General features: G+C 66.5%; 6 protein-coding genes. 4 read left to right on the top strand and 2 right to left on the bottom strand.

Features of this window, described 5'->3' with window-relative positions; genetic code table 11:
* Both G3N99_RS35090 and G3N99_RS35085 read left to right on the top strand, forming a co-directional pair.
* Window positions 1–1,387, top strand: a 1,387-nt coding sequence (locus G3N99_RS35090) for a TolC family protein (protein ID WP_206124655.1), incomplete at its 5' end; no start/stop codon positions are given.
* 305 nt (window positions 1,388–1,692) lie between these two features.
* Window positions 1,693–2,400, top strand: coding sequence for an MgtC/SapB family protein (locus tag G3N99_RS35085; protein ID WP_174911619.1), 708 nt, complete (start codon window positions 1,693–1,695; stop codon window positions 2,398–2,400).
* A 46-nt stretch (window positions 2,401–2,446) separates the two neighbouring features.
* Here G3N99_RS35085 and G3N99_RS35080 read toward each other — a convergent pair whose 3' ends face one another.
* Window positions 2,447–3,166: an autoinducer binding domain-containing protein gene (locus G3N99_RS35080; RefSeq protein ID WP_174937286.1), complete on the bottom strand. Its 720-nt coding sequence runs from the start codon at window positions 3,164–3,166 to the stop codon at window positions 2,447–2,449.
* Between the two features lie 73 nt (window positions 3,167–3,239).
* Here G3N99_RS35080 and G3N99_RS35075 point away from each other — a divergent pair, with 73 nt between their 5' ends.
* Complete coding sequence (locus G3N99_RS35075) at window positions 3,240–3,683, top strand: DUF4902 domain-containing protein (protein WP_174937284.1); 444 nt, start codon at window positions 3,240–3,242, stop codon at window positions 3,681–3,683.
* Window positions 3,684–3,897: 214 nt separating this feature from the next.
* Window positions 3,898–4,506, top strand: a complete 609-nt coding sequence (locus G3N99_RS35070; protein ID WP_174937282.1) for an acyl-homoserine-lactone synthase — start codon at window positions 3,898–3,900, stop codon at window positions 4,504–4,506.
* A 62-nt stretch (window positions 4,507–4,568) separates the two neighbouring features.
* Here the strand turns inward: G3N99_RS35070 and G3N99_RS42450 are convergent, their stop codons facing one another.
* Window positions 4,569–4,745: a sugar transferase gene (locus G3N99_RS42450; RefSeq protein ID WP_277396479.1), complete on the bottom strand. Its 177-nt coding sequence runs from the start codon at window positions 4,743–4,745 to the stop codon at window positions 4,569–4,571.
* Window positions 4,746–4,751 lie beyond the last annotated feature (6 nt).

The following is a 4,751-nucleotide window of genomic DNA, read 5'->3' as shown; positions in this document are numbered from 1 at the left end:
GGGCCCGCCGCGCGCGTCCGCGCAAGGTTCGCACGACTACACGCTGCCCGCGTCGCCGGCGCTCGCGTCTGTCTCGCCGCCGGCCGCGCTCGATGCGGCGCACGCATACACGCTGCCCGAGCTGATCGATCTCGCCGAATCGGCGAACCCGCTGACCCGTATCGCGTGGAACGATGCGCGTAACGCGGCGCTCGCGGTCGGCCTGGCCAAGACCGCCTACCTGCCGAGGCTGTCCGCGACGGCCATGGGCGGGTACCAGGCGAACCACGGCTCGACGTCGTCGATCCTCGGCGACTCGTCGAGCAACTCCACCGTGCACGGCACCATCTCGGCGCTGTCCCTGCAATGGCTGCTGTTCGATTTCGGCGGCCGCGCGGCGCGCGTCGAAGCGGCCGAACAGGCGTCGATCGCGTCGAACGTCGCGTTCACGGCCGTACACCAGCAGGTGATCCACGACGTGACCGTCGCGTACTACCGCTACGAAGCCGCACGCTCGCGCGCGCTCAGCGCCCAGCAGGGCCTCTCAAACGCGGACGCGATCCTCACGGCCTCCCGCGCGCGGCTCAAGCACGGCGTCGGCACGGTCGTCGAACTCGCGCAGGCGACGCAGAACCGCGCGCAGGCCAACCTCGCGCTCGTGCAGGCGAACGGCACCGAGAGCGACGGCTACCTCGCCCTCGTCTCCGCGCTCGGCATCTCGCCGCTGTCGAAACCGACCATCGCCGCGCTGCCGAAGCGGCCGCTGCCGCCCGCGCTCGGCTCGTCGGTCGACGCGATCGTGTCGGATGCGATCGCGCGCCGCCCCGACCTGCAGGGCGCGTTCGCGCTCGAAAAGGCCAATCGCGCGAAGATCAAGGCCGCGGAAGCCGCGTTCATGCCGAAGATCTTCCTGTCCGCGTCGACGTCGTACGCAAGCGGCGGCACGTCAATCTCCGCGCTGCCCGCGATCGGCGACCAGGCGCCGACCGTCAACCTGAACGGCAGCCGCTACGGCGGCGGCGTGTTCCTCGGCGTGACGATTCCGCTGTACGACGGCGGCCTGCGCTCGGCCGTGCTGATGCAGGCGCGCAACGATGCGGAAAGCGCATCCGCGCGACTCACGCGGACCAAGGAAGAGGCCGTCCGCCAGGTCGTCGCCGCGCAAAACGCGGTGCAGACGAGCCTGGCGTCGCACGACGCGGCGAAGGCGCTCGTCGATGCCGCGCAGACGAGTTACGACGCGGCGCTGACCGCGTACCGGAACGGCGTCGGTTCGGTCACCGATGCGACGATCGCGCAAAGCCAGTTGCTCGCCGCACGCAACGCGGAGGTCGACAGCTATGCCGGGGCGCTGTCCGCTGCTGCCGCGCTCGCGCTTGCGACGGGGACGATCGGCTCGGCGCAGTAGCGCAACCGCCGCGACGCGGTTGACGCATGCGCTCGCCGCCCACTAGAATGCCGCCCATTCTTCCTTCAGGAACCATCGTGGACAGTTGCAGCACTCCGTTGCGTGCGCCGCTTGCCGCCTGAACGCCTGTCCGACGCAGTTCTCCTGCCCGGCTCGCGTTCCGCGAGCCGCACGCCTACCGTTTCACACTGAATGACGCATTCGCGCGGTACAGTACCGCGCGATGACGGCTATCTTCGTGTCGCCTTCGGCCTTGCGCCGCAGCGACGCGAAACGGCACGCGCTCCTTGCACGGCAGGACAACCATGACTTTCGATTTCGCACTCCGTCTTTTCACCGCGTTCGCCTGCGGCGTCGCCATCGGCATCGAACGCCAGATGCGCCAGCGCACGGCCGGCCTGCGCACGATCACGCTCGTCGCGAGCGGCGCGTGCCTGTTCGTCACGCTCGGCGTGCTGACCGGCAACGGCGTCGCCGGCGTCACGCAGATCGCGGCCTACGTCGTGTCGGGCGTCGGCTTTCTCGGCGGCGGCGTGATCATGCGCGACAAGGGCTCGATCCAGGGCATCAACACGGCCGCGACACTCTGGTGCTCGGCCGCCGTCGGCGTGCTGTCCGGTTCCGGTCATTACGTGCCGGCGCTCGCCGGCACCGGCGTCGTGCTGCTCACCAATACGTTGTTGCGCAGTGTCAGCCAGGCGATCAACGCGACGCCGGTATCGAATGCCGATCTCGTGCGCGAATACCAGATCACCGTGATCTGCCTGGCTTCCGACGAAGTGCACATCCGCACGCTGCTGTCGAACGCGATGTATGCGAAGCCGCTGTCGTTCCAGAGCCTCACGAGCGAGGACGTGCCCGACCAGCCGGACCGGCTGAAGGTGACCGCGACACTGAAGCTGCATCCGAAGGATCAGCAGAAGCTCGAGCAGATCGCGAGCCGGATGAGCATGGAGAAAAGCATTTCCAGCGTGAGCTGGACCGCGAAGGAAGCGGAGCCGATGATGGAGTGAGCGGCCTGGCGGCAGCCGCATGTCGCGCTGCCGCCGTCACGCCCTGTCAGGGCGTCTCGATCAGCCCGGCCGAGATTGCCTTGACGACCGCCTGGACCTTGTTCGTCGCGCCCAGCTTCTCGAGGATGTTGTTGACGTGGAAGTTGACCGTTCGCTCCGAGATGCTGAGGATCTGGCCGATTTCGCACGCGGTCTTGCCTTCGGCCGTCCAGCACAGCACCTCGCGCTCGCGCGCGGTCAGCGTGACGCCCGCCGCCGGCGCCAGCTTCGGCACCACGAAGCGGCTCATCAGCGAATGCGACAGGTTCGCGAGCCAGTTCGTCTGCAACGTCAGCATGTTGATCTCGGCCGGCGTCAGCCGGTCGGCATGACGGGCGATACTCAGCAGACCGAACGCACCGCGGGCCGCCCAGCTCGACTGCGCGACGCCCACCGACAATCCGAAATCGCGCGCGTCCTGCCACAGCGGGCACGGTTCGATCCGGTCGACGTCCGGCCAGACGATCATGTTGGTGCTGAGCGCGCCGTCGCGAACCGTCGAGTCGATCTCGATGTAGTTCTGCGCCTGGTAGTGCGTCATCCAGCCGTCCGGATAGGTATTGAAGATCGCGACCGCCGGCTTCGAAACGGGCAGCGGGACGCGAATGCCGTAACAGCAGTATTCGAATCCCAGCCGTTTGGAATAGGCGGCGATCCGCTGGAAGAGCTGCTGCTCGTCTTCCGCGGCGCTGAATTGTTGATAGGCATCCTGCCAGCGCAGTTCCATTCATTCTCCGACGACGTCACGCTGTCATACTTGTCAGGTTCCAGCACCCGTTCGACGCTGATACATTCCGCGCATGACTTCACCTTTGCTGCACCCGGTCCCCGGCCCGTCCCCGGACGGCTACGTACGCCTGTCAGAAGGCGCACTCGCCGTGCTTGCGTTCGACCATGTCGCAAGCGGCCTCGACACATCGCTGCTTGAGGAATTGCGCGACAGCGCAATCGACGCTCGCCTCGCCGGCTATACCGAATGGCATCGCCCGGCCAGTGCCGGCGTCGCTTACGTGACGATCGGCTGGGACTGGTATCTCGACCGCGCGACGGGCGCGTTCGTGATCGCGGGCGGCGACGTCCGCAGCAACGTGATGGCCGTCGACGCCACCGGCACCGACATCGGCATGTTCCGCACAGCCGCCGCGCTCACCGCACGGCTCGCGTGCATCGACTGGCCCGCCGCTGTCGCGTCAGCCCTGCTCGGCCACAACGACGCCTATCATGCCGGTCCGACGCTCCAGTGACAACTGGCTGCGCATCTATTCCTCTGACAATTTACGCGATGCTGGCGCTCTTTATAAGCAAAAGCGCCACGGTTTTCAATCCCGTTGATCAAGAAACCGTTACCACGTCCTAAACGGCATCTTTCCGACGTCACCCTGTAAGAGTTACCAGTTACAGCCCCCTCGTGCTGCGCGATGTAATGCACGCATACAAAAGCACAGATCCGAGGACACCATGCGGACCTTCGTTCACGAAGAAGGGCGGTTGCCACACGAACTTGCAGCGGATCTCGGGCGCTATCGGCGCCGTGTGTTCGTCGAACAGCTTGGTTGGGCGCTCCCGTCGGCGAACGAGAACTTCGAGCGCGACCAGTTCGATCGCGACGATACCGTGTACGTGTTCGCGCGAAACGCCGACGGCGACATGTGCGGATGTGCGCGCCTGCTGCCGACGACGCGCCCGTACTTGCTGAATTCGCTGTTCGCCGACCTGATCGCCGAAGACATGCCGCTGCCGCAATCGGCCGCCGTCTGGGAGTTGTCCCGGTTCGCGGCAACCGACGACGAAGGCGGGCCGGGCAATGCCGAATGGGCCGTACGCCCGATGCTCGCGGCCGTCGTCGAATGCGCGGCGCAGCTTGGCGCGCGGCAGTTGATCGGCGTGACGTTCGCGAGCATGGAACGGCTGTTCCGCCGGATCGGCATACACGCGCACCGCGCAGGCCCGCCGAAGCAGGTGGACGGACGTCTGGTGGTCGCGTGCTGGATCGACATCGATCCGCAAACGTTTGCAGCGCTAGGAATCGAGCCGGGGCAGACCGCCCGGCAAGCCATCGCCGCCTGAACCGGAACGCGCGTTTCTGTCAGGACGGCATCGTAACGAAGGAGAATCAACGTGGACCAGTCTCAGGTCTTTCGCGCGATGATGCCCGGGTTGAGCGGGGAGACGAGCGTGTACCGCTGGAGCGAAGTGATGTAGATGTCGTCGTGCGCGAGCGCATGCGGACGCGGGCCGACGACCGACATCTCGCCCTTCAGCACGTTGATGAACTGCGGCAGCTCGTCGAGGCTCGTGCGGCGCAGGAACCG

This window comes from Burkholderia sp. Ac-20392, assembly GCF_017104585.1.
Taxonomy (GTDB): domain Bacteria; phylum Pseudomonadota; class Gammaproteobacteria; order Burkholderiales; family Burkholderiaceae; genus Burkholderia; species Burkholderia lata.
The sequence above is the reverse complement of the archived record's forward strand: the minus strand, read 5'-3'. Positions and strand labels throughout refer to the sequence as shown.